This window comes from Pseudofrankia asymbiotica (assembly GCF_001983105.1).
Taxonomy (GTDB): domain Bacteria; phylum Actinomycetota; class Actinomycetes; order Frankiales; family Frankiaceae; genus Pseudofrankia; species Pseudofrankia asymbiotica.
Genome location: NZ_MOMC01000010.1, coordinates 39864 through 65151, shown reverse-complemented (window position 1 = coordinate 65151; position 25288 = coordinate 39864). Strand labels below are relative to the sequence as shown.

Genomic DNA, 25288 nt, shown 5'->3' with positions numbered 1-25288 from the left:
CGTTCCACGGTCCGCGTCCCGCCATCCACCAGCATGGTCGCACGATAGGACCACCGAGATGTGGATCCGATGTACGCCCGCGTCGACCCACCGTCGGCCGTTCGCTTTCCGCCTTCCACCGCCGCCTTCCACCGCCGCTCTCCGCCTTCCACCGCCGGCTTGCGGCCACGGCCGGCCCGACGTGGTCCGTCGCCGGCGCCGGTGGCGCTCACACAGTCCTCACATCGCCCGCCCGATAACGTCCACCTCGTCATGTCAAGGCCGCGCGGCCCCTGGCGTGGGCGGCTGGCGGACGGGCTTCGGATACATCTCCGTACTGTGATCGGCATCCAGGCCGTGGCCGACCCGCCTCGACGGCGTGGGYGCGGCGCGAGTGCGCCGGAACCAGCGGAGGACCCGATCACGTGAGTGCGATCAGCGCCGGCCAGGCCGTCGTCCTGGGGATTGTGGAAGGGCTGACGGAGTTCCTGCCGGTATCGTCCACCGGCCACCTGAAGATCACCGAAGGCCTCATGAACATACCGGTCGACGACAACTCGGTCGTCGGCTTCACCGCGGTGATCCAGGCGGGCGCGATCCTGGCCGTGCTCGTCTATTTCTTCAGCGACATCCGGCGCTTCGCCACCRCCTGGGGGCGCGGCCTGGCCAGCGCTCCCGCCCGCGGCAACCCCGACTACAAGTTCGCCTGGTGGGTGATCCTCGCGACCATCCCGGTCGTACTCGTCGGGCTCGCGGCCAAGTCGCTCATCGACGGCCCTCTCGGCTCGTTGTGGGTGGTGGCCGGCTCGCTCCTGGCCGGGAGCGCCTACATGTGGGCGGGTGACCGGTTCGGCCGGCACAAGCGCGGCGAGCTGGACATCCGGCTGCCCGACGCGATGATCGTCGGATCGTCGCAGATCCTCGCGCTGCTGTTCCCCGGGTTCTCCCGGTCCGGCGCCACCATCAGCACCGGCCTTTTCCGCGATCTCGACCGGGTCGCGGCCACCCGGTTGTCCTTCTTCCTCTCGATACCGGCACTGGCGGGCGCGGGGCTCTACGAACTGAAGGACGCGACCAACGGCTCCGTGTCCACCACCGCCCTCGCGATCGGCACCGTCGTGTCCTTCCTCGTCGCCTACGCGTCCATCGCCTGGCTGCTGAGGTTCGTCGCCGGCCACACCTTCCGCGCGTTCATCGCCTACCGCGTAGCCGTCGCCGTGCTCCTGATCGGACTGCTCTCGGCGGGGACCCTGAACGCCTGACAACCGCGGCGGCCGGAGTCAGCCCAGGCACGGATCCGCTCCCCGGCGGCTCGCACGCCGGGGCCGAGCCGAGCCGAGCCCGGTCCCGTGCGCCGCCGACGGCGCCCGCCCAGCCGCCCATCCGCTCAGCCGCCCGTCGGCCACCAAGTCCGCCCAGGCGTTGTTCCCAGGCCAGCCCCACAGCATTGTTCTCGAAAGGACGACCCACCATGCCAGGCCCCCTGGCCGTCAACGTTCTTGACCCGGCGTCGCTCGCCTCGGCCTTTGGCCTGACCGGACTCATTCTGATCATCTTCGCCGAGACCGGGCTGCTCATCGGGTTCTTCCTGCCCGGCGACTCGCTCCTTTTCCTCGCCGGCGCCTACAGCGCGACCGCCGCCACCGGTGACCGCCCGCATTTCAACATCGGCGCCGTGCTGGTCGGTGTCGCCGTGGCGGCGCTTCTCGGCGCGCAGACGGGCTATTTCATCGGCCGGCGAACCGGCCCCAGACTGTTCAACCGACCGGACTCACGGCTCTTCAAGCGGGAGAACGTCGCGCGGGCCCAGGACTTCCTCGAGCGATACGGCTACGGAAAGTCGATCGTCCTGGCACGGTTCGTCCCGATCGTCCGCACCTTCATGAACCCGGTCGCCGGTGTCATCGGTGTCCCGGCCCGCACCTTCCTGCTCTACAACGTCGTCGGCGGCCTGGTGTGGTCGGTGGGCGTGACGCTGCTCGGGTACGGCCTCGGCCGGTCGGTTCCGATCGACCACTACATCATCCCCATCACCCTGGTCATCGTCCTGCTCTCGGCCATCCCGGTCCTGCGCGAGCTGGCGAGCCGGCGTTCGGCCAGCGGCAGGCACCGCTCCCCCGACCGCGCCGAGGACACCGACCGCCGGCCGACCCGCTGAACGCGGGCGCGGGCACGGGGCCGCCGACACCGGGCGGACCACCGGATCCGCCGGGACCACGCACCCGGGCGTCCGTGACCTCCAGACGCCTACGCGCCGCCGCGGCGCTCGGGAGGCCGGGGGCCGAGGGGAAGCACCTGGGGCGCGCCGAGCAGATAGGCGAGCGCGACGGCGGCGACCGTCTCGGCCGTGAGCAGGCCGGTCAGGATCACGATCTGGAAGCGGGCCGCGTCCCCAGGGCTCGCCCCACCCAGCAACGCCCCGACGAACGCCCCGGGCAGCGTCACCAGTCCCGTGGTTCGGGTCTGGTCCAGCGCGGGCACCAGCGCCTCGCCGACCGCCCCGCGGGCGATCGGGGCGCAGGCCTGCCGGGGCGTGGCACCGAGCGCGAGCCAGCCCTCGACCTCGTCACGACGCCGCGCCAGCCCGTCGGAAAGCCGGCGACCGACCAGGGTGCAGGCCGTCATGGTGCCGCCGAACACGCTGCCGGACAGCGCGATCAGGTGGCGCGTCGACGGGTCGAGGACCGGAACCGCGAACACGATCCCCAGCGTGACCGCGGCGCCGGCGACGCACGAGGCGGCGACGGCCGGGAACGGCCGCCGGAAGGCCGCCAGCCTGCGCGTGGAGGTGACCACGGCGGCGCCGAGCATCACGGCCAACGCCGCCGCGGCGGCCGGCGGGGCCGAGAACACCCCGCGCAGTGCGAGGCTGACGAGCGCGAGCTGGACGACCGCGCGCACCACCGCCGTGACCGCCGCCGCGGACCCGTCGACCCGCGCCCACGACAGGCACCCGACCGCCACCGCGAGAAGGCACCCAAGCCCGACAATCATGTGTACGTCCACCGGCACCGACGAGATTCTCCTCGCACGCTGGCGGCCAGCGAACCGGCACGTCGGCGTCGGACCGGCCGGGCGCACATCGAATTCACATCCTGGCGGCCCTATCGTGCGGCCATGCGGGTGCTGGTGGTCGAGGACGAGACGCGCACCGCCGCGTTGCTGCGCCGGGGGCTGGCCGAGGAGGGGTTCGCCGTCGACATCGTCGCGGACGGCGCCGACGCGGTGTGGCAGGCCAGCGAGGTCGACTACGACGTGATCGTTCTCGACCTGATGCTGCCGGGRCTCGACGGGTTCGAGGTGTGCAAGCGCCTGCGAGCGGCCGGCCGCTGGGCCCCGGTGCTGATGCTCTCCGCCCGCGGCGACGTCACCGACCGGGTCCGTGGGCTGAACGTCGGCGCCGACGACTACCTGCCCAAGCCCTTCAGCTTCGACGAGCTGTCGGCCAGGGTGCGGGCGCTGATCCGGCGTGGGGCCCACGAACGCCCCGTCGTGCTCGACGTCGGCGGGCTACGTCTGGACCCGGCTGGCCGGGCCGCGAGCCGCGACGGCGTCAGCCTCGACCTGTCCCCGAAGGAGTTCGCGCTCCTGGAGTACCTGATGCGCCATCCCGGCGAGGTCCTCAGCCGCACGGCCATCCTCGAGCACGTCTGGGACTTCGCCTACGACGGCACCTCCAACGTGGTCGACCAGTACATCGCCTATCTCCGCCRCAAGCTCGACAAGCCTTTCGGGGTCTCCCAGCTGGAGACAGTGCGCGGGGCCGGCTATCGGCTGAGGAGGACCGCCACGAGGGACTGATTCGTCGCGTTCCGCCCTCCCCTGTCGTTCGCGGGCACCGCGGACGGTCGGCGCGGAACTGGGCGGGGCTGGGCGGGGCGGGGTTGGGGCGGGGGGCTGAGCCGGGTTGGGAGGGCACCGATCAGCCCGCCGACGGCTCCAGTCAGGTACACCGTGGCGCGGACGGCTTCAACCGCGGCCTTCCAGATCGCGGGCGCGTGGGTCGCGCAGGGCGCGCCATTCCCTGTCCAAGATCGCGAAGTCAATCTCGGTGCTCCATCGGCCCTTGAACCACTCGTTCTCCACCAGCACCGCCTCCTGCCGCATTCCGAGCTTGGTCAGCACCGCCGCCGAGGCGGGGTTCTCGGCGTCGATGCGGGCGGTGACGCGGTGCAGCCCGAACTCGTCGAAAAGCAGCGCGAGCAGCGCCCGCGCCGCCTCGGTGGCATAGCCCCTGCCGTAGTGATCCGGACTGATGACATAGCCGATCTCGCCGCTCCGGTGCTCAGTGYTGCGCCAGAAGACGACCAGATCGCCGATGAGCTCCCCCGTCTCCCGGAGCACGACGGCGAGGGCGAGCATCTGCCCCTCCCGCTCCAGCTCCGACCGGACGAGGTCCGGGTTGGCGAGTCGCTCGGCGATCTGCTCCCGGTTCATCGGCTCCGGCGGGATGTAGCGGCAGACGTCCTCACGGGAGCGGTAGGCGTGCATCGCGTTGACATCCCCGACCGGGTCGATCGGGCGCAGCAGCAGTCGCTTGGTCTCGAGGGGGTAGGTCGGCCGCAGCGGACCGAGCGCGGGGCTGGGTGACGGCATGGTGGCGACCCTAGGGAACGTCGCCGCCGCCGCCCGGGCCACCGGGCTGCCCCGCTCCCGACGGTGGCGTAGCGTCACGACCCGACGACACAACTCGCCATCACACCCGGCCGGAGGGCGCCGCGGACACCGCCGTTTGCTCGTAGGAAAAGTCCAGATTAGGACGGCCACCGGCGGGTATGGCAGGAACAGCATCATCTAGGAGGCTGTTATGGCTCTGATCGTCGCGGTCCTGATTCTCGCGCTGCTCTTCGGCGGGCTGGGATTCGCCGTACACGCCCTGTGGATCGTCGCGCTGGTGGTCTTCGCGGCCTGGGTCCTCGGTTTCTTCCTGCGTAGCGGCAGCACCAGCGGAAGTGGCCGCTGGTACCGCTGGTGAGTGTTCTCACCGCGATTCCGGCGCCGAAATGCTCATGTACTGAAAACGTGGAGCACGTAAGCGCGTTCTAAGTAGTTCGCGGACGGTCGGCCCCGGCTGGCACGCGTTCAGGTGTCGCTCGGACAGGTCTCACTCGGAATCAGCCGAACCCGCGCCGACCGTCCGCGCGTCTCCGCCCGGACTGAGCCGGGCCCAGCCCCGCTGGGCCCGGCTCAGTCCGGGCGGGTCTGCTCGACCACCGCGGCGCCGATCAGAACGGCGGTGAGGCCTCCCGCGGCCGCCAGGCTTGGGACGCCGGCGACGAGGGGCGCACAGCCGATCACGACGACCGCCACCGCGAGCGGCCACCAGGCCTGGCGGCGGCGGACCCGCGCGCAGCAGGCGGCCAGGCCGGCGAGGAACAGGGCCGGCCCGCCGCAGGTCACCAGAGCGCCCGCCAGGTGCAGCTCGTCGTGAGGGTGGGCGATCACCAGCTCGAGGCCGACGGCGGAGAGCACGATACCGGCGATGATCGGCAGGTGCAGGTAGGTGTAGACGTCCCGGCCGAGCCGGCCGGCCTCGGTCGGCGCGCACTGGGCGATCCGCCGCGCCACGGCTTCGGCGACCTGGCCGAAGTACAGCCACCACAGCGCCGTCGACAGGAGGAAGGCGACGCCGAGCGCGACGACGACCGCGGCGGTGAGATCCGACTCGGACGCGGTCACGCCGGCGAGGACGATGCTCTCCCCGAGGGCGATGATGACGAACAGCTGGAAGCGCTCGGCGAAGTGGTTGCCGTCGACCTGCCACTCGGTGGCGGGCGCCTGCCCCATCCGGGGAATCCAGTACTGGACGAGGGGCGCGACCAGGTCCACCAGGAGCGCCGCTCCCCATGGCGCCCAGCGCGCCTCGCCGTCGACCAGTCCCCCCGCGATCCAGAGCGGCGCGGACAGCACGCTCCAGGACAGGATCTGCACGAAGTTGCGGTGGAACGCACCGGCCGGGGTGACCGCGACGACGAAGGCGTTGCGCCCGATCTGCAGTGCCACGTAACTGGCCGCGAACAGGAGCCCGCGCTCGCCGAAGGCGTCCGGAACCGCGACCGCCATCAGCAGGCTCGCCAGCATGACGAACACCAGCACCAGCCGGACGGCGACCGTGTCCGGGTCGAACCAGTTCGCCATCCAGGTCGTGTAGTTCCACGCCCAGCAGACGACGACCAGCAGGAAGGCGGCCCGGCCGGCGCCCGCCCAGCTCAGGTCCGCGAGCACGTAGTGCGAGAGCTGCGTGATCGCGAAGACGTACACGAGGTCGAAGAACAGCTCGAAGAACGTCGCCCGCTGCTCCCCGCCGGTCCGCCTGCGGATCAGCCGGATGTCCGGGACGACCAGCCCGGTGGTCCCCACCGGAACCCGCGGTCTCGGGACCGCCGCGTCGCCGACGGGTTCCTCGCCGCTCCCCGGGCCAGGGGCGAGCCGCGCGTCCGGCTCGCCCGACCCGACCGGCTCCGCCCATGAGGGGGACGGTGGCCGCGAGTCCGGATCCGCCGACGACGGTGCCCCCGAAACCGGGTCATGCCCCATGCGGCCGAGCATACCCACGCAGCGATCTTCGCCGGGTCCCGCGGCCGAGAAGCCAGATTGGTCACGCGCCGGGTATGCGCGAACGCCACCAGACGGGCGACGGGACACCGGTCCGCGTACCCACATGACGATCACGAGCCGTCGACCCGGGCCCGATCCTCATCCGGTCCGGCCGGGTCTCGACCTCCGCCGGGGTGAGCGCCGGGATGGACCTGGCGCTGGCCAGGCCGCCGGCCGACCGTCCCGCCCGTGTCGTCGCGGGCGCCGAGCGACGTCGCGGGCGACCTCACCGGTCCCCGGCGGCGGCGCGGGTCGCGCGCTCGGCGACGGCGTGCCGGTCGGTGCGCGCGTCGTAGGACCAGAAGTCGCGCAGCCAGGCCGCCGTCGCGCCGACACCGACGACGCAGGCCAGGCCGCCGGAGGTGATGCTCCCGCGGACGCTCCACAGGTCGGCGGTGACGCCGGCACGCACCTGCCCGCCGAGCGGGCCGAGGGAGTAGGAGAGCAGCTCGATGCCGGCCAGCCGGCCGCGCATCGTCTCCGGGATGGTCTGGTTCCAGATGGTCGAGCGGAAGACGCCGGAGATCATGTCGGCGGCACCGGCCGCGGCCAGGGCACACGCCACCAGCCACAGTGCCGGCAGCACGCCCGCCAGCGCGACGCACAGCCCGTACACCGCCGCGGCAGCCGCGATCGCGCGGCCGTGACGGCGCACCCGGCTGGTCCAGCCGGACAGCGCCGTCGCCACCAGCGCCCCGACCGTCTCGGCGGAGTAGAGCAGGCCGAGCAGCTGCGGCTGGTGGAAGGTCCGCTCCGCCAGCGCGGGGAAGAGCACCACTGGCATCGCGAGCAGCATCGCGGCGATGTCGACCAGGTAGGTACCGACCAGGTCACGACGGGACAGGGCGTACCGCAGGCCCTCTGCGACCGCGGCCAGGCTCGGCGGTGTGGTCTCGACCCGGTGCGGGTAGCGGCGCATCACCGTGTACAGCAGGCTGGCGACGAGCAGGCCGCACACGTCGATCACGAAGCACCAGCCGACGCCCGCGTACGCCACCAGGAGGCCGCCGAGGGCCGGGCCGGCGAGCCTGCCGGCCAGCAGGCCCATGCTGTCGAGCGCGCTCGCCGCGGGCAGTTCCTCGTGGGCGACCGTGCGCGGGAACAGCGCCTCACGGGAGGGCCGCTGCAGGCTGCTCGTGCTCGCCAGCGCCGCGGCCGCCACGAAGATCACCCACGTGCTCGGCTGGTGCTGGAAGGCGTTGGCCGCGAGCACCGCCGTGACGGCCGCCTGCGCGAGCCCGGTCAGCACCAGGAGGCGGCGGCGGTCGACGTGGTCGGCCAGCGCCCCGCCGTACAGGCCGAAGACGAGCAGGGGAAGGAGCTCCGCCGCGCCGACGGCGCCGACCATGGCGTTGGAATGGGTCAGGGCGTAAAGCTGGTACGGAACGGCGACGTAGGTGACCATGCCGCCGAGGTAGAAGACGGTGCCGGCCATCAGCAGCAGGCGGAAGTCACGCGAGGTGCGCAGCGGCGTGGTGTCGACGCGCAGCGCCTCGAACCGGTCGGACCAGGACACGGAAGGACATCCTCGCAGCGTGCCGCCCGGCTGGGCTGCCCGGCTGGCCTGCCCGGCTGGGCTGCCCGGCTGAACTGCCCGGCTGAACTGCCCAGCCGGGCCGACCCGGATCCGGGCGGTCGTCGTGAGATCCCTCGCCCGGGCCGCCGGCCCGGACCGGGCTCCTCCAGAATCCAGGTGATCGGTCCGGCTGATGAGTTCCTTTCCGTCGAGGGTCTCCGGTCGGCGCCTGGCACCGGTCAACTCGCTGGTCCGGCCGGAGATCTCGGGCGAGAATGAGCGACGTGTTGGAGGTACGCCTGCTCGGCGCGTTCGAGGTCCGCTCGGGCGGGACGCCCGTCGTGATGACGTCGTCGCGGGCGCAGTCGCTGCTGGCGTACCTGGCGCTGCGGCGGGGCGCCCCGCAGCGGCGTGAGCAGGTCGCGTTCCTCCTCTGGCCCGACTCCACCGAGCAGCAGGCCCGCACGAACCTGCGGCACGTGCTGCACACGCTGCGCTCCGTGCTTCCCGCCGCGGACCACCACGTCGAGGTGACCGCGCGGACGCTGTCGCTTCGCGGGTTCTCCACCGACCTCATGGCGTTCGACGCGGCGGTCGCCCGGTCCGGCGTGAGCACCCGGCGCGGCGGGACCGCCCACTCCGGCGAGGCCCCCCAGCCCGGCGAGAACGCACGGTCCAGCGAGAACGCAAGGTCCGACGAGAACGACCCCGACGTGCTGGAAGGGCTGCGGCTGGCGGCCGACCTGTACGCGGGCGACCTGCTCGACGGCTGGTACGACGAATGGCTGATCGCCGACCGGGACGAGTACCGCCAGCGGCTCATGGCGGTCCTCGCCCGCCTGGTGCCGCTGCTGGAGGGGCGCGGCGAGATCGACGCCGCGGTCGGCCACGCGGAACGCGCCCACCGCCACGACCGCCTCGCCGAGGCGCCCTACCGGTGGCTGATGCGCCTGTACGACGCGCAGGGCGACCGGGCCAGGGCCGTGAACGCCTACCACGAGTGTGTGGCCACGCTGTCCGACGAGCTGGGCGTCGAGCCGTCCGCGCGGACCCGGGCACTGTACGAGACGCTGCTGCCCAGGGGCGACGACGCGCCGGCGGCAAGCGGAGCCGCGGCCTTCGTCGGGCGCCAGGCGCAGCGGCGGCGGCTGACCGAGCTGTGGCGCGACGCCGGTGCCGGCGTACCCCACCTGGCTGTCGTCACCGGCGAGGCCGGCGTCGGCAAGACCCGCCTGGTCGAGGAGCTCCGGCACTGGGCCGCGCGCCACGGCGCGATCACCGCGCACGCCCGGTCGTATGAGGCGGAGGGAGCGCTGGCGTACGCCCCCGTGGCGGCCTGGCTGCGCGACCTGGGCGCGGCCCGGTGGCGTGGGCGTCTCGCCCCCGCGCAGGTCGCGGCGCTGGCCCCGCTGCTGCCGGAGCTGGCGGCCCAGGCGGCCCCGGCCGAGCCGGGTTCGCGCCTGCGGCTGTTCGACGCGGCCGCGGACGCCCTGCGCGCGGCCGCCAGCGCCGGCGCCGGCCCGGTGCTGCTGGTCGCGGACGACCTGCACGCCGCCGACGCCCCGACCCTGCGGTTCCTGCACTACCTGGTGCGCGCCGACCCACCGGTGCCGCTGCTCGTGGTCGGGACGGCTCGCCTGCTCGACACGGAGGCCGGGCACCCACTGCACGGCCTGCTCGCCGGCCTGCGCGTCCTCGGCCGCTGCACAGAGCTGACGCTGGGCCGGCTGGAGCGCGCGGAGACAGCCGCGCTCGCCGGGCGGCTCGGGCACGACCTGGACCGCGCGGACGCCGACCGGCTCCACGACGAGACGCAGGGAAACCCGCTGTTCGTGGTGGAGGCGCTGGCGGCGGGCTGGCGCGGTGACGGGCCGCGGGTGCTCACACCGCGGGTGCAGGCCGTCCTGGAGGCTCGGCTGCTGCCGCTGGCCGACAGCGCCCGGGAGCTGATCAGCATGGCGGCCGCGGCGGGATCGTCGGTCTCCGTCGACCTGCTCGTCAGGATCCACGGGCGTGGCGAGCACGAGGCCGCCCGGGACCTCGACGAGCTGTGGCGGCGTCGGCTGCTGCTCACCAGCGGCGGCGACACCTACGACTTCAGCCATGGCAAGCTGCGCGAGGTCGCCTACCGGATGATGTCGCCGCCGCGGCGTCGCCACAGCCATCTCCTGCTCGCCCGGGCGCTCCAGGACATCCACGCCGGCCAGTCGGACGAGGTCGCCGGGCAGATCGCCGCCCACCTCCACCAGGCGGGCGCCCGCGACGAGGCGGTCGACTGGTACGCGCGCGCCGCCCAGGCCGCGGGGCGCCGCTACGCCGACGCGGAGGCCGCGGACCTGCTGCACCGGGCCTGGGAACTCCTGCGGTCCGCGCCGGCGTCCCCGGCCCGCGACGAGCGCGAGCTGGCGCTGCTGACCGCGCTGCCCGGCCCGCTGAGCGCGGCCGACGGGTACGCCTCCCCGCGGCTGCGGACGGCCCTGGACCGGGCGTTCGACCTCGCCGCGCGGCTCGGCGCCGAACCGGCGGCTCCCCTGCTGCGGGCGCGCGCGATGGCCGTGCTGTCGCGCGGGGAGTTCGACGCGGCCCTCGAGTACGGCGGGCAGCTGCGTGCTCTGGGCGAGAGCGACGACGTGCTCGCCGTCGAGGGTGACTTCGTCCGCGGCGTCGCGGCGGCCTGGCGCAACGAGGCCGCGGCGGCTCGCGATCATCTGCGCGCCGCCATCGCCCGCTACCGGCCGGAGAACCGGCCCGCGCATCTGCTCGCCTACGGTCAGGACCCGCAGGTGCTCTGCCTCGCCCGCCTCGCGCACGTGTGCTTCTGCCTCGGCGACGTGGCCGAGGCGCGCCAGTCCCAGTGCCGTTCACTGGAGCTGGCGCACGCGGTCAACCACCCGTTCACGCTCGCCGGGGCCCTGCTCTTCGCCGCGATACTCGACCTGGACCTGGCGGACCTGCCATCGCTGCGTCGGCGGGTCGCCGAGCTCGCGGCGGTGCGCCAGCGGGTCGAGGCGCCGCCGGTCCGCCTGATCACCGAGGCGATGACCAGCTATCTCGACCTGCTCGACGGCGCCGCCGGGCCGGGCCTGGCACGCATCGACGCCGCGCTGGCCGACCCGGCCCGCGACACCGCGCCCGGCGTGCCCGCGATGCTGCTGCGTATCCGCCTGGCCGCGGCGCGGGCCGCCGGGCTCGACGGTGAGAGCCGCGAGACCGCCCGACGGCTGCTGGCCGACGGGGTACGGGTCTGGGACGCGATGGCGCTGGCCGAGCTGGGCACCGGGCCACCCGACGCGGACGGGCCTGTCAGGCATTGACGAGCCAGCCGAACGGCGAGGCCGCCAAACGCTGAGACCGGCGTCGAGGAACGCTCGCGGAACGCCCGCCCGCGCACCCTGCCCGCATGACCACATCAACCCTGCACCGCGATCCACCGGACGCGCTGCGCCGCCACTTCCGCGGGACGGTGCTGCGACCGGGCGAAGAGGGCTACGCCGAGGCCCGCCAGGTCTGGAACGGCGCCGTCGACCGCCGGCCCGCCCTGATCGCCCGCTGCGCCGGCACCGACGACGTCCAGGCGGCGATCCGGTTCGCCCGCGAGCGTGACCTGCCGATCGCGGTCCGCGGCGGTGGCCACTCCGTGCTCGGGTACGGCGTGTGTGACGGCGGCATCGTGATCGACCTGTCGCAGCTCAAGGCCGTGTCGGTCGACCCCGCCGGCCGCGCCGTGCGTGCCGCGGGCGGCCTGACCTGGGCCGAGTTCGACCTCGCGACCCAGCGGCACGGCCTGGCCACCACCGGCGGGTCGGTCAGCTCCACCGGGATCGGTGGGGTGACGCTCGGCGGCGGGTTCGGGCACCTGATGCGCCGGCACGGGCTGACCGTCGACAACCTGCTGGCCGCCGACCTGGTCACCGCCGACGGCGACCGGCTGCGGGTCGACGCCACGACCGAACCGGAGCTGCTGTGGGGGCTGCGCGGCGGCGGCGGCAACTTCGGCGTCGTCACCGCGTTCGAGTACGGCCTGCACCCGGTCGGGCCCGTCGTCCTCGGCGGGCCGGTCTTCTGGCCGCTGGACCAGGCCCCGCGGGTGCTGCGCTTCCTGCGCGCGTTCGCGCCGACGGCACCCGACGAGCTCAGCGTCGCGATCGTCGCCATGCTGGCTCCCCCGATGCCCTTCCTGCCAGCCGAGCGGTACGGCACCCCGGTGCTCGGGCTGCTGCCCGTGTGGTGCGGCGACCTCGCCGAGGGCGCCGCGGCGCTGGCGCCCCTGCGCGCGGTGGGAACGCCGATCGGCGACCTCGTCCGGCCGGTCCCCTACCGCGCCCTGCAGTCGCTGCTCGACGTCAGCGCCTCGCCGGGGAACGGCTCGTACTGGCGTTCCCACCGGCTTCGCTACCTGTCCGACACGGCGATCGACGTCGTGGTCGACCTCGTCGCCTCGATCACGTCTCCGCTGTCGCTGCTCAACGGGTGGATGATCGGCGGCGCGGTCAGCCGGGTGGGCGCGGACGCCACGGCCGTCGGTCCCCGCGATCCCGGGTTCGAGCTGCGCATGATCGCGAACTGGCGCCCCGGCGACCCGGACCCGGAGCGGCACCTGGCCTGGGCGCGCGAGGGGTGGGCGCGGCTGCGGCCCGACAGCGCCGGCCAGTTCGCCACCTTCCTGTCCGACGAGGGCCCGGCCGGCATCGAGGCCGCCTACGGCGACCGCCTCGGCCGGCTCACCGCGCTCAAGGACCGCCTCGACCCGTCCAACGTCTTCCGGCTCAACCCGAACATCCCCACGAGCGACCCGAACACCCCCACGAGCGACCCGAACACCCCCACGAGCGAGCTGACCATCCCCACGAGCGAGGGAGTCTCCCGATGAAAATCCTGGTGACCGGCGCGACCGGTACCGTCGGCCGGCACGTCGTGCGCGGCCTCGCCGAGGCCGGCGTGGCGGTGCGGGCGTTCGTCCGCGACGCCGGCGCGGCGGCCGGCGTTCTCGGCCCTGGCGTGGAGCTCGCCGTCGGCGACTTCGCCGACGGCGACGCGCTCGCCCGCGCCCTGTCCGGCGTCGACCGGCTCTTCCTCGCCTGCGGCAACGTCCCCGGGCAGGTCGGGCACGAGCGCGCGGCCATCGACGCGGCGGTGACCGCCGGCGTCGGCCGCGTCGTCAAGCTGTCGGGCCCCGACCCGTACCCCGCCTCGCCGCTGGTCTTCGACAGCTGGCACGGCGTCATCGAGCGGCATCTCGCCGCGTCCGGTCTGCCCCTGGTGCTGCTGCGCCCGAGGACCTACCTGACCAACCTGCTGGCCTACGCCCCGGCCGTCGCGAGCATGGGCATGCTGTTCGCCCCGGCCGGCACCGCCGAGATCTCCTTCGTCGACCCGCGCGACGTCGCGGACGTGGCTGTCGAGTGCCTGGCCGGCGACGGGTACGAGGGCCGGGCCTACACCCTGACGGGACCGGAGGCGATCACCTTCGAGCGCGTCGCCCGCGAGCTGGGCACGGCCACCGGTCGCGACGTCCGCTACGTCCATGTCGGCGACGACGACGCCCGGGCGGCCATGACCGCCGACGGGCTGCCGCCGATGGTCGTCGACGCCATCGTCGCGATCTTCGCCGCGCAGCGGACGGGGTGGATGGCGACGACCACCACCGACGTGCGGGACGTCACCGGCCGGGCACCCCGGTCGATCACCGACTTCGCCCGCGACCACGCCCACCTGTTCGGACCGGCCGGCTCCGGCGACGGGCGCGGCGGCGAGGACGGCCGCGCCGATATTGCCTTGGCAGAGGCGGGCGACCTGGCGTAGAGATTCCTCGATGAGTCTCTCCAGGTACGTCCCCGCCCGAGTCTGACGGCGTAGCGACGCGGTGCCAGCCCGGCCCGGCTCGGTCATCCGAGCCCGGCCGGGCCACCGTCCCATGCCCTGACCTGGAACGACGTGGGGCGGGCGCCCGCGGCGCCCGCCCGGAGACGAGACAACCCATGGATCTTCACGAATACGCGTGTCATGACGCCGTCGGTCTGCGGACGCTGATCGCGAAGGGCGAGGTGAGCGCCGTCGAGGTCGAGGCGGCGGCGCGGGAGGCGCTGGCGTGGGCGCACGACAGGTGCAACGCCCTGGCCGCGCCCCTGTTCGGCCCGGCGCTGGACCACGACCCGCACGGACCGCTCGGCGGGGTGCCGTTCCTCATCAAGGACACGGGGCCGATGGCCGCGGGGGTGCGGTTCCGGTGCGGCAGCCGGAGCCTGGGACCCGGGGTCCCCGCCCAGGCCGACCATGAGCTGATGCGCCGCTTCCGGGCCGCCGGCCTGGCGACGCTCGGCCTGACGATCTCCCCGGAGCTCGGGCTGAGCTTCACCACCGAGCCGCTGCTGCACGGCCCGGTCCGCAATCCCTGGGACCCGTCGCGCACGGTCGGCGGCTCCAGCGGGGGCTCCGCCGCGCTGGTCGCGGCCGGCGCCGTCCCGGTCGCCCACGGCAACGACGGCGCCGGGTCGATCCGGGTCCCGGCGTCCTGCTGCGGCCTGGTCGGCCTCAAGCCGAGCCGCGGCCGGACGCCGACGGGTGCCGGGCTGGGCGGGGCGGCGTTCGGCATGCTCTCCGAGTTCGCGCTGACCCGCACGGTGCGTGACGCGGCGGCGCTGCTCGACGCGGTGCACGGGCCCGCGGCCGGCGGCGCGTTCGCCGCGCCCCCGCCCGCGCGTCCCTACGCGGACGAGGTGCTGCCCGCCGCGTGGGCCGGCCGGCCTTCGGGCGGCGGCCCGCGGGTGGCGGTCATGACCCAGGCCTGGTCCGGCGCCGCGGTCGACTCCGAGGTGGCCGCGGCGGTCGTGCGCGCCGGCGGGGCGCTGGCCGCGCTGGGGCACCACGTCGAGGAGGCGTCGCCGCCGCTGGTGTGGGACGACGTGATCCGGGCCTGCGTGACCGAGGCGATCGGCGTGGCCGCCCCCTTCCTGCTGGCCCCCCGCCAGCCTCCGGCCGACCGCCTCGAGGCCGTCTCCCGGCGGGTCCTGGCCGACGCCCGGGACGCCGGCGCCATCGACCTCGTCATGGGCCTGGACGCGGCCGGCCGGGTCGCCCGCGACCTCGACCGCTTCCTCGCCGGGTACGACCTGCTGGTGACCCCGACGCTCGCGCGCCCACCCGTGCCGCACGGCACGCTGGACTACGACGACCCGAGCCACACCGTCGAGAGCTGGCTTCGCGCGATCTTCGACTTCGGGCCGTTCACCAGCGTCGCGAACGTGACCGGCGTGCCGGCGGTGAGCCTGCCGCTCGGGCAGAGCGCCGCCGGGCTGCCGATCGGCGTCCAGATCATCGCCGCGCACGGACGGGAGGACCTGCTGCTGCGCGTCGCGGCCGCGCTGGAGGAGGCGATGCCCTGGCGGGACCGCCGGCCACCGCTCGCCGTCGACCGCGCGTGACCATCGCTGTCCGGGCTACCGGATGGCCGAGCCGCCGGGCACCCGGTAGCCGGTAGCCCTGGCCACCACGCCGTCGTCGTGCCGCCGCCCCATGTCGGGCGGCGGCACGTCAGCGGTCAGCCGGCGAGCCAGGCGCCCGGCACGGGCGGGGCCAGCACGTCCTGGACGCGGGCCAGCAGCTCGTCGACGTCGACGGGTTTGGTGACGTACTCGGTGGCGCCCGCGTCGAGGCACTTCTGCCGGTCGTCGGGCATCGCCTTCGCGGTGACCGCGATGATCGGGATGTCGGCGAACCGGGGCATGGCCCTGATCGCGGCCATCGTGGTGTACCCGTCCATCTCCGGCATCATCACGTCCATGAGGACCAGGTCGGTCGACGGGTTGACCAGCAACTTCTCGATCCCCTTCMGGCCGTCCGGGGCATGGTCGACCGTCGCGCCGTAGAACTCGAGGATGCTGGTGATCGCGAAGACGTTGCGGACGTCGTCGTCGACGACGAGAACCGACCGCCCGACCAGGATGTCCTCCTCCTCACTCGCGGCGGCGGCCTCGGCGGCGGCGCTCGCCGCGGCCGGCTGACCGTTGCGCGCCGCGGGGCGCGCGGCCGCGGCCAGGTCACCGGCGGGTGGAAGGTCCGCGCGGCCGCCCTGGTTCGGCACGTGGGCCGGCCGGTCCTCGGGAGCCGTCCGGGCACCGACGGTGCGCGGTCCCGCGGCGGGCGGCCGCGGGTCCACGGACGGCGGGCCGGCGGTCGCGTCATCCGTGGCGTCGCCGGGCGTCTGGTCCACCGGGCCGGGCAGGCCTCCGTCGGCGGCCCCGGCCATGCCGGCCTGGCCGACCGCTGCCTTGTACACGGCACCAGCCGCGAAGATCCCCAGGGCGCCCGCCGCGGTGCCCGGGGCGGTGGCCGGCACGGCGTCGCGGCCCGGCTCGGCGCCGGTGAGCTCGGCCGGCGGGGTGGTGGGCAGCCGCAGGGTGAAGGTGCTTCCGCTGCCGTAGACGCTGCGCGCGCGGATCTCCCCGCCGAGCAGGGTCGCGACCTCACGGCAGATCGACAGTCCCAGGCCGGTGCCGCCGTAGCGCCGGCTGGTGGTGCCGTCACCCTGCTGGAAGGCGCCGAAGATCCGGTCGAGGTTCTCCTCGGCGATACCGATCCCGGTGTCCGTCACGGCGAACAGGATGTGGTCGCCCGCGGTGGCACCCGGGGCCGGGGCCATCGTGATGGCCAGGTCGACGCGGCCCTGCTCGGTGAACTTCACCGCGTTCGAGAGCAGGTTGCGCAGGATCTGCGCGAGCCGGTGTTGGTCGGTGAGCAGGCGGTCGGGCACGTCCGGGGCCACGTCGACGGTGAGCCGCAGGCCCTTCTCGATGGTGACGGGCGCGAACGTGGCGCGCAGGTCGTCCACGACCGAGGCGACGGCGACCGGCTCGACGTGCAGGTCCATCTTGCCCGCCTCGACCTTGGACAGGTCGAGGATGTCGTTGATGAGCTGCAGCAGGTCCGAGCCCGCCGAGTGGATGACGTGGGCGTACTCGACCTGCTTGGCGGTGAGGTTGCCCTTCGGGTTGCGGGCGAGCAGGCCGGCCAGGATGAGCAGGCTGTTGAGCGGCGTGCGCAGCTCGTGCGACATGTTGGCGAGGAACTCGGACTTGTACTTCGAGGCGAGCGCCAGCTGGCGTGYCCGTTCCTCCAGCTCCTGGCGGGCCTGCTCGATCTCGCCGTTCTTGACCTCGATGTCGTGGTTCTGCTGGGCGAGCAGATCGGCCTTGACCTCGAGCTCGGCGTTCGAGCTCTGCAGGTCCTCCTGGCGGGACTGCAGCTCCTCCGACCGGGCCTGCAGTTCGCCGGCCAGCCGCTGGGACTCCACCAGCAGGGCGTCGGTGCGGGCGTTCGCGACGATCGTGTTGACGTTGACGCCGATCGTCTCGGTGAGCTGGTTGAGGAACGCGTGGTGGACCCCGGTGAACGGGGAGAACGACGCCAGCTCGATGACGCCCAGCGCCTGGTCCTCGAAGACGATCGGCAGCACGACGAGGGCGACGGGCGCGGCCCGGCCGACACTCGAACCGATCGTGATGTAGTCGACGGGGGTCTGGTCCACCACGATGGTGCGCCGGGTGCGGGCGGCCTGGCCGATCAGGGAGTCGCCGAGGCCGAACCGGCGAGGCGTCGCCGGCGAGGGCTGGTAGCCGTAGCTGGCGATGAGAGCGAACGCGGGTTCGTCGACCGAGTCGACCGAGTCGACCAGGAAGAACGTGCCGTGCTGCGCGCCGACGAGCGGGGTCAGCTCGTCGATGACGAGCTGCGCGACGGTCGCCAGGTCACGGTGGCCCTGCATCAGCCCGGCGATGTGCGCCAGGTTGGTCTTCAGCCAGTCCTGTTCCTCGTTCATCCGGGTCGTGTCGCGCAGCGAGCGCACCATCGCGTTGATGTTGTCCTTGAGCTCGGCCACCTCACCCTGCGCGTCGACGGTGATCGAGCGGGTGAGGTCGCCGGTGGCGACGGCGCTGGTCACCGCCGCGATGGCGCGGACCTGGCGGGTGAGGTTCCCCGCCAGCTCGTTGACGTTCTGCGTCAGGCGCTTCCAGGTGCCGGACACGCCCTCGACCGTGGCCTGGCCACCGAGGATGCCGTCGGTGCCGACCTCCCGGGCCACCCGGGTCACCTCCGCGGCGAACGAGGACAGCTGGTCGACCATCGTGTTGATGGTCTCCTTCAGCTCCAGGATCTCCCCGCGCGCGTCGACGTCGATCTTGCGGGTGAGGTCGCCCTGGGCGACCGCGGTGGTGACCTGGGCGATGTTGCGGACCTGGCTGGTCAGGTTGTTCGCCATGAAGTTGACGTTGTCGGTCAGGTCCTTCCAGGTGCCCGACACGCCCTTCACGCTCGCCTGGCCGCCGAGCCGGCCGTCGGTGCCGACCTCGCGGGCCACCCGGGTCACCTCGTCGGCGAAGGCGCCCAGCGTGTCCACCATCGTGTTGATGGCCGACGCGAGCGCCGCGACCTCACCCTTCGCCTCGACTGTGATCTTCTGGGACAGGTCGCCGCGGGCGACGCCGGTGGCGACCTGGGCGATCGAGCGCACCTGGTCCGTCAGGTTGGACGCCATCACGTTGACGTTGTCGGTCAGGTCCTTCCAGGTGCCCGACACGCCCCGCACGTTGGCCTGGCCGCCGAGGCGTCCGTCCGTGCCGACCTCACGGGCCACCCGGGTCACCTCGTCCGCGAACGAGGACAGCTGGTCGACCATCGTGTTGATGGTCTCCTTCAGCTCCAGGATCTCCCCGCGCGCGTCGACCCGGATCTTCTGCGACAGGTCACCCTTCGCCACCGCCGTCGCCACCTGGGCGATCGAGCGGACCTGGCTGGTGAGGTTGCCGGCCATCGCGTTGACGTTGTCGGTCAGGTCCCGCCACGTGCCGGACACGCCCTTCACGTCAGCCTGGCCGCCGAGCCGGCCGTCGGTGCCGACCTCACGGGCCACCCGGGTCACCTCGTCCGCGAACGAGGACAGCTGGTCGACCATCGTGTTGATGGTGTTCTTCAGCTCCAGGATCTCGCCGCGGGCCTGCACGGTGATCTTCTGGGACAGGTCTCCGCGGGCGACCGCCGTCGCGACCTGGGCGATGTCGCGGACCTGGCCGGTGAGGTTGCCGGCCATCGCGTTGACGTTGTCGGTCAGGTCCTTCCAGGACCCGGACACCCCCGGCACCTCGGCCTGGCCGCCGAGCTTGCCCTCGCTGCCCACCTCACGGGCCACCCGGGTCACCTCGGAGGTGAAGAGCGCGAGCTGGTCGTTCATGCCGTTGAAGACCACGGCGATCTCGTCCATCAGCTCGTCACCCACCTGGGGCAGGCGGGTGCCGAAGTCACCTCCGCGCACCGCGGTGAGCCCGGCGAGCAGCTGACGCAGCGCGCTGTCGTCGGGCCTGGCGGGCGAGGCCTTCGTGGGAACCAGGGTGTCGCTCACCGACGTCCTCCCTGCGAGTGTTCAGATGCCGGCACGGCACGGCGACTGCGGTAGCACATTGGCAGCCATCATGCCTTCCGACGGCCACCGAATGTGCGAGAATGATCTTTCTCGGCACACCCGACGGCCATGTCATCCGGCTATGAATGGCACCCCAGTAGGGTAAGCGGCGCCATAGCAGCCCGCAGGTGAGAAGCCTTCACGAGGGCAAGCAAGAGGAGAAGGGTGGCCCGAACGCCGCAGGAGCCCGAGCCGTCGCCAGAACGCCGCAACCGGCTCCTCGACATCGTCATCCGGCAACGGCAGCGGATCGTCGAGCTGGAAGCCCGGGCCTCCGGCGCCCACCTCGTGGACCTGGCCGTCGGCCTCCTCGTGGCGCGGCTCAACGCTTCCCCGGCCGACGCCGCCGACCAGCTCCAGCGGCTCGCGCACACCGCCGGCGTCAGCCCGGCCGAGTTCGCCGCCGAGCTGCTGGGCGAACCGCGGCCCACCATCGCCGGCGCCCCCGCGAAGGCGGGGGCCTGGCGGCGGCTCTGGCGTGCCACCACGACGGCGGACCACGCGGCGGACGGCGACGCGGTCGCCCGGGCGGTGCTGCGGGAGGGCCTGGCCGCCCACGGAGCCCGCGCCATCGCCCTCTGGATGCTGGAACCGGACGGCGCGCTCACCCTGGTGGGACAGCACGGCCTCACGGCACTCGACGCGAGCCGCTGGCGGCGGATACCCCCGCAGCTGGACTGCGCGCCCACCAGGGCGGTCGCCCAGGGGCAGCCGGTGTGGTGGCCGGCCGGAACGCCGCCGGCGGACGAGGACGGATACGCCGATCGCCCGCCGCCTCCGAGGCTGGGCTCCTGGGCCGGGGCCCGCGCCGCGCTGCCGCTGCTGAACGCCGGCACCCTGGTGGGCGCGGTCGAGATCTGCTGGACACGGCCGCTGGACGGCGACGGCACCCGCCTGCTGCGGGAGCTCGCCGCCCTCGCCGACATCTGCCAGCGCGCGCTGCGGCCGCGCGTCGAGGAGGGCGACGGCGCGGCCGGTGCTGGTGCTGGTGCCACCGTCGCTGCCGGCGGCGGCGGTGCTGGCCGGGTGCCGGAGGCCTGGCTGCCGGCCCTGCTGGACGGGCTCGCCGGCTCGGTCCTGCTCGCCCAGGCCATGCGCGACGACGCCGGCGAGGTCGTCGACTTCCGGGTCACCCATGTCAACCGCGACTTCGTCGACCCCGCCGGGCTGCCCGCGGACGAGGTGCGCGGCGCCCGGCTGCTCGACCTCTATCCCCTGATGGGCGCGGACGATGGCCTGTTCGGGCGGGCGGTCGATGTGCTGGGCACCGGCGCGCCGTACGCGGCCGACCGCACGATGCTGCTCTGCCTCGTCGGCGACGTGATCGTCAGCCGCGAGATGGACATCCGCGTGACCAGGCACGCCGACGGGGTCGCGATCAGCTGGCGGTTCACCGACGGGGCGGACGCGCCGGCGTCGCTGGGCACCCATGTCCAGCGGCTCGGCGGGTTCGGCGGCTGGCAGGAGGACGTCGGCAGCGGGGCCATCCGGTGGACGGACAACACCTACGACCTCTTCCACCTCCCGCGGTCGGCGCCGCCGATCGCGCTCGAGGACCTGCACCCGCTCGTCCACGCCGAGGACCGGGACGCGTTCGAGCACCTCCGGACGGCGCTGCTGCGGCTGGGCCGGGCGGCGAGCGCCTCCTTCCGCGTCCTGCTGCCCGACGGCGGGCTGCGGCACTGGCGCACGTTCGCCGAGCCGGTCACCGACACCGCCGGCACCCTGGTCGCCGTCCGCGGGGTCTACCAGGACCTGACCGACCAGTACCGGACCGAACTCGTCCTGCACGCCACCCAGAGCCAGCTCGCGGACTCCGAGGCGCGGGCCGCGAGCCAGCACATGCTCGCGCTCGCCCTCCAGAAGGCGATCCTCCCGGAGGCCCAGCCGCTGCTGACCACCAGCGGCCTCGCCGTGGCCGTCCGCTACCGGCCCGCCGAGCAGGAGAGCCTGGTCGGCGGTGACTGGTACGACGCCCTGGTGCTGCCCGACGGGCAGATCCTGCTGGCCGTCGGCGATGTCGCCGGCCACAGCATCCGGTCGGTCGCGGGAATGACGGCGCTGCGCAACGGCCTGCGCGGCCTCGCCGTCACCGGCGCCGGGCCCGGGCAGCTGCTGCGGTGGCTGAACAACGTCGCCTGCCACCTCACCGACGACATCACCGCCACCGTCGTCTGCGGCCTCTACCGGCCGGAGGACCGCGCCCTGCGCTGGGCGCGCGCCGGGCACCTGCCACCCGTCCTGGTCCGCGACGGCCGGGCCGAGGCGCTCCCGGTCCCCGATGGCCTGCTGCTGGGTGTCGAACCCGACGTCTCCTACGAGGAGACCGTAACGCAGCTCACACCTGGCGACGCCCTGCTGCTCTACACCGACGGACTCGTCGAGCGGCGCGGAACCGGCCTCGACGAGTCGCTGCGTGACCTGCTGCGTCTCGCCGCCGCGCCCCACCCGGACGTCGGGCGACGGGCGGACTTCCTGCTCGCGCGCTGCACGCCGGACACCGACGACGACACCTGTCTGGTCATCGTCGAGTTGTTGGCCTAACTGCGGGTGATACCGCCGTTCCGCCGGGTAAGACCCGGATCGGCATCTTTCAGACGGATCGAGAGAAGGTGGTCGCGCCGTGAGGCTGACTGTCCCACCGCCGGGCGAGTCCCGCTCTCGGAGACCTTCCCACAGTCCTCCKCGGGGCGCGGTGCTCGATATGTTCACGGTGCCCGCCAGTCCCGAGTCGGCCCGGATCGCCCGGCGGCGGGCCACCGAGGTACTGACCCGGCACGGATGCGAGCCGGCCCTGGTCGACGACGCGATCCTGCTGCTGAGCGAGATCGTGACCAATGYGGTCGTGCACGCGGGCAGCGCGGCCGAGGTCGAGGTGCGGGCCGACGACCTGGTGGTCTGGTTCGGCGTCCGAGACGCCGACAGCCGTCGGTGGCCGGTTCACTGGCCGGTGAGCCTGGGCGCGTCCGGTGGCCGCGGCCTTCATCTTGTCGCGACGCTCGCGGCCGGCTGGGGCACGAACGTGCACGGCGACGGGGGGAAGACCGTCTGGTTCTGGCTTGGTCGTTAACCGCGCGCCTCGACGCCGTCCCCTTTCTGTCGGCCTCAGGACAATGTTGCCCGGTGACGTAAGCCAGGCAGCCCGACTCGGTCTCCTTGTCGTCGTATCGCCGCAGGCGGATGGCACATGTCCGCCTGACTCCAAGCGATGAATCATAAACTGAACGTGACATGCCGAGCAACAATCACTCCCGGTAGTGACAGACAGTGACTTGAACGGGCGGGAATTCGAAACAAAGGCCACCGTAGGACGCCTTCTAGAAGTCGTCTCGCGCCCCGTGCGGGCCAGAAGCACGATCCGCGGATACCTGAACCGGGACCGTTCCGGGTGCGGTCTGTGCGCCGATCGGTGCAGGTAGAGTTTCCACCTGGCCGAGAAGCCGTGGTCCGGCGGCGCGGGGAGGGGGYGGCCTTGGAGGCATTGGGTCCGAATGACCCGACGACTGTGGGCAGCTATCGGCTCGCGGCCGTACTGGGCAGCGGCGGTATGGGGCGCGTCTATCTCGCCTTCTCACCGAGTGGACGCCGGGTGGCCATCAAGGTTATCCGCCCCGATCTCGTCCAGGAGACGCACATCCGTCAGCGGTTCGCCCGCGAGGTGGCCGCGTCCCGCGCTGTGAGCGGATTCTTCGCGGCGCCCGTCATCGACGCCGATCTCGACGCGGATCCGCCCTGGCTGGCCACCGCTTTCATTCCGGGCCCGTCCCTCAACGCCGCGATCCGTGATGCCGGGCCGCTTCCGGTCACGTCCGTGCGAGCGCTCGGCGCCGCCCTGGCCGAGGCGCTCGCCGCCGTCCACGCCGCCGGCCTGGTCCATCGGGACCTCAAACCCGCCAATGTGCTGCTCGCATCCGACGGTCCCCGTCTGATCGACTTCGGGATTTCCTCGCTCGCGGATTCGGGAACCCTTACCCATGCCGGCGCCATGATGGGCTCGCCGGGATTCATGTCGCCAGAGCAGGTGCAGGGCAACCAGGTCGGGCCGGCGACAGACATTTTCGCGTTCGGCGCGGTCCTCGCCTTCACGGTCACCGGAACCGGTCCGTTCGGCGTCGGGTCCGTGCCCGCCATGCTCTACCGGAGCGTGCACGCTCCGCCGGACCTGTCCCAGGTACCGGACGAGCTGCTGCCCCTGTTGTCCGCCTGCCTGTCCAAGGACCCCGCCAGCCGACCCGATCTGACCACCATCCTCAGGCAGCTGACCGGCGGGCAGGGCGCCGCCGACATGTTCCCGCCGGGCTGGCTGGCCGCGGCCTTCGCCACGGCGCCGATCACGATCGCGACCCCGCCGCCCCTGGCGGGACCGACGCCGGCACCGCTGGGAACGACGCCCATCCCGCCCAGTCCCCCGATCGCCGACAGGGCCCCCGGGGCCGCCCCAGCCGGGTCGCGCGGGTCGGCGGACATGGCCACCCGGGAGCAGAGCCTCGCCCCCACGCCCATCCCCGTCGCGGGCGAGCCGACGGTCCGCCAGGAGCCCGCGCGGCCCGCGCCCATCCCCCGGGCCCCCACGGCTCCCGAGGAACCGCCGGACCAGCCATCTCAGCAGGCGCGGCCCAGCCGCCGTCGGCTGCTGGCCGGTGTGATCGGCGCGGTGGGCGCGGTCGGCGTCGCCGCCGCCGGAACGACGGCCTGGCTGCTTCTCGACGACGACGCTCCCGCCGCCAGGACCCTGCGCTGGAAGTTCCGCACGGTTGGCACCACGTTCTCCCGGCCCCGGGTCGCGGGCGACTTCGTATACGCGTCCAGCAACGACGGAACCCTGTACGCGCTACGGACATCGACCGGGACGCAGGCGTGGAAGTTCACGACCAAGGCCGCGCTCGGGTCCGCTCCCTTCACCCTCGGCGGCGTGGTCTACCTCGGCGCCGACGACACCAACCTGTACGCCATCGACGCCGTCACGGGCCTGCAGCGCTGGGCATACAAAACCGGCGGGATCGTGCACTCCGCGGTGGGCGGCGGGGGCATCGTGTATGTCGGCAGCGCCGATCACAACCTGTACGCCGTCGATGCGGTCGCCGGCACGCGCCGGTGGCAATTCACGACCGACAACGACACGCACTCACCAGCCTTTGCCGGCGAGACCGTGTACGTCGGCAGCAGCGACACCAATCTCTACGCCGTGGACGCCTCCAGCGGCGACCAGCGATGGGCCTTCCCCACCTCCGGCGCGGTGTCCGGCATACCAGCCGTGATGGGCGGGACGGTCTACTTCGCCAGCGGCGACGGAACCCTGTACACCGCCGAGACCGGCAGTGGGAAGAAGGGCTGGACATTCGGTGACGTGTCCGTCGACGCCGGGCCGACCATCGCCAACGGTGTCCTCTATATAGGCGGTAAAGATCGGACCCTGCACGCGCTGCGCGCGACAACGGGGGAAAAACTGTGGACGTTCCGTGCCTCAGGGGACGTCAGCGCGCCGACGGTGGTGGGTGACACGGTCTACGTCGGCAGCAGCGACACCAATCTCTACGCCCTGGACGCCGCCACCGGAGCACAGCGGTGGGCGTTCCCCGCCAGCAGCGGAGTGCACACGGTCGCGGTCGTCGACGACACCGCCTACTTCGGGACCGATGACAACGAGCTGTGCGCAGTACGCGTCGGATGACCTCCTCGCGTGACGTAACAAACCTCACGTCCCGTCGGCTCGCTGATTCCGTGCCAGGAGCCAGGTGGTCAGG

General features: G+C 73.2%; 16 protein-coding genes. 11 read left to right on the top strand and 5 right to left on the bottom strand.

Features of this window, described 5'->3' with window-relative positions:
- Positions 1-404 precede the first annotated feature (404 nt).
- Together BL253_RS05205 and BL253_RS05200 are read left to right on the top strand one after the other, a co-directional pair.
- The gene (locus BL253_RS05205; RefSeq protein ID WP_076814057.1) at positions 405-1241 is read left to right on the top strand and encodes an undecaprenyl-diphosphate phosphatase; all 837 of its coding nucleotides are present in this window, start codon (positions 405-407) and stop codon (positions 1239-1241) included.
- Positions 1242-1450: 209 nt separating this feature from the next.
- Positions 1451-2137, top strand: coding sequence for a DedA family protein (locus tag BL253_RS05200; RefSeq protein ID WP_076814055.1), 687 nt, complete (start codon positions 1451-1453; stop codon positions 2135-2137).
- A gap of 89 nt (positions 2138-2226) precedes the next feature.
- Here BL253_RS05200 and BL253_RS05195 read toward each other — a convergent pair whose 3' ends face one another.
- Positions 2227-2991 (bottom strand): ABC transporter permease, encoded by a 765-nt coding sequence (locus BL253_RS05195; protein ID WP_081438023.1) that lies wholly within the window; start codon positions 2989-2991, stop codon positions 2227-2229.
- Between the two features lie 105 nt (positions 2992-3096).
- On the opposite strand from BL253_RS05195, the gene BL253_RS05190 reads away from it, so the two are divergent.
- A complete protein-coding gene (locus BL253_RS05190) occupies positions 3097-3780 on the top strand; it encodes a response regulator transcription factor (protein WP_076814053.1) in 684 nt (227 codons plus the stop codon).
- 168 nt (positions 3781-3948) lie between these two features.
- Here BL253_RS05190 and BL253_RS05185 read toward each other — a convergent pair whose 3' ends face one another.
- A complete protein-coding gene (locus BL253_RS05185) occupies positions 3949-4575 on the bottom strand; it encodes a GNAT family N-acetyltransferase (RefSeq protein ID WP_076814052.1) in 627 nt (208 codons plus the stop codon).
- A 211-nt stretch (positions 4576-4786) separates the two neighbouring features.
- Between BL253_RS05185 and BL253_RS05180 the strand changes: the two genes are divergently transcribed.
- Complete coding sequence (locus tag BL253_RS05180) at positions 4787-4954, top strand: hydrophobic protein (protein ID WP_076814050.1); 168 nt, start codon at positions 4787-4789, stop codon at positions 4952-4954.
- 212 nt (positions 4955-5166) lie between these two features.
- On the opposite strand, the gene BL253_RS05175 is transcribed toward BL253_RS05180, so the two are convergent.
- Together BL253_RS05175 and BL253_RS05170 are read right to left on the bottom strand one after the other, a co-directional pair.
- Positions 5167-6339 carry a low temperature requirement protein A gene (locus BL253_RS05175; protein ID WP_076814167.1) on the bottom strand — a complete coding sequence of 391 codons (1173 nt, stop codon included), beginning with the start codon at positions 6337-6339 and terminating at the stop codon, positions 5167-5169.
- A gap of 463 nt (positions 6340-6802) precedes the next feature.
- Positions 6803-8092: an MFS transporter gene (locus BL253_RS05170; protein ID WP_076814048.1), complete on the bottom strand. Its 1290-nt coding sequence runs from the start codon at positions 8090-8092 to the stop codon at positions 6803-6805.
- 275 nt (positions 8093-8367) lie between these two features.
- Here BL253_RS05170 and BL253_RS05165 point away from each other — a divergent pair, with 275 nt between their 5' ends.
- The 4 genes from BL253_RS05165 (at position 8368) to BL253_RS05150 (ending at position 15513) form a co-directional block, all read left to right on the top strand.
- Positions 8368-11406, top strand: a complete 3039-nt coding sequence (locus tag BL253_RS05165) for an ATP-binding protein (protein WP_076814047.1) — start codon at positions 8368-8370, stop codon at positions 11404-11406.
- 86 nt (positions 11407-11492) lie between these two features.
- Positions 11493-12962, top strand: a complete 1470-nt coding sequence (locus BL253_RS05160; protein ID WP_241834546.1) for an FAD-binding oxidoreductase — start codon at positions 11493-11495, stop codon at positions 12960-12962.
- A complete protein-coding gene (locus tag BL253_RS05155) occupies positions 12959-13894 on the top strand; it encodes an SDR family oxidoreductase (RefSeq protein ID WP_076814045.1) in 936 nt (311 codons plus the stop codon). The genes BL253_RS05160 and BL253_RS05155 overlap by 4 nt, the downstream gene beginning before the upstream one ends.
- 176 nt (positions 13895-14070) lie before the next feature.
- A complete protein-coding gene (locus BL253_RS05150) occupies positions 14071-15513 on the top strand; it encodes an amidase (protein ID WP_076814043.1) in 1443 nt (480 codons plus the stop codon).
- Between the two features lie 116 nt (positions 15514-15629).
- On the opposite strand, the gene BL253_RS05145 is transcribed toward BL253_RS05150, so the two are convergent.
- A complete protein-coding gene (locus tag BL253_RS05145) occupies positions 15630-19346 on the bottom strand; it encodes a HAMP domain-containing protein (RefSeq protein ID WP_476644103.1) in 3717 nt (1238 codons plus the stop codon).
- A 363-nt stretch (positions 19347-19709) separates the two neighbouring features.
- Here BL253_RS05145 and BL253_RS05140 point away from each other — a divergent pair, with 363 nt between their 5' ends.
- The 3 genes from BL253_RS05140 to BL253_RS05130 all read left to right on the top strand — a co-directional run bounded on the left by BL253_RS05140 (position 19710) and on the right by BL253_RS05130 (position 25215).
- Positions 19710-22088: a SpoIIE family protein phosphatase gene (locus tag BL253_RS05140; protein WP_076814040.1), complete on the top strand. Its 2379-nt coding sequence runs from the start codon at positions 19710-19712 to the stop codon at positions 22086-22088.
- Between the two features lie 160 nt (positions 22089-22248).
- Positions 22249-22614 carry an ATP-binding protein gene (locus tag BL253_RS05135; RefSeq protein WP_076814038.1) on the top strand — a complete coding sequence of 122 codons (366 nt, stop codon included), beginning with the start codon at positions 22249-22251 and terminating at the stop codon, positions 22612-22614.
- A gap of 372 nt (positions 22615-22986) precedes the next feature.
- On the top strand, positions 22987-25215 hold the full coding sequence (locus BL253_RS05130) for an outer membrane protein assembly factor BamB family protein (RefSeq protein ID WP_241834545.1): 2229 nt from the start codon (positions 22987-22989) through the stop codon (positions 25213-25215).
- Positions 25216-25288: the final 73 nt, after the last annotated feature.

What these genes read in the sequence shown, in the direction of transcription:
- BL253_RS05200 (WP_076814055.1), top strand. Translation starts at nt 1,451, where the DNA reads ATGCCAGGCCCCCTGGCCGTCAACGTTCTTGACCCGGCGTCGCTCGCC.
- BL253_RS05180 (WP_076814050.1), top strand. Translation starts at nt 4,787, where the DNA reads ATGGCTCTGATCGTCGCGGTCCTGATTCTCGCGCTGCTCTTCGGCGGG.
- BL253_RS05165 (WP_076814047.1), top strand. Translation starts at nt 8,368, where the DNA reads ATGAGCGACGTGTTGGAGGTACGCCTGCTCGGCGCGTTCGAGGTCCGC.
- BL253_RS05160 (WP_241834546.1), top strand. Translation starts at nt 11,493, where the DNA reads ATGACCACATCAACCCTGCACCGCGATCCACCGGACGCGCTGCGCCGC.
- BL253_RS05155 (WP_076814045.1), top strand. Translation starts at nt 12,959, where the DNA reads ATGAAAATCCTGGTGACCGGCGCGACCGGTACCGTCGGCCGGCACGTC.
- BL253_RS05150 (WP_076814043.1), top strand. Translation starts at nt 14,071, where the DNA reads ATGGATCTTCACGAATACGCGTGTCATGACGCCGTCGGTCTGCGGACG.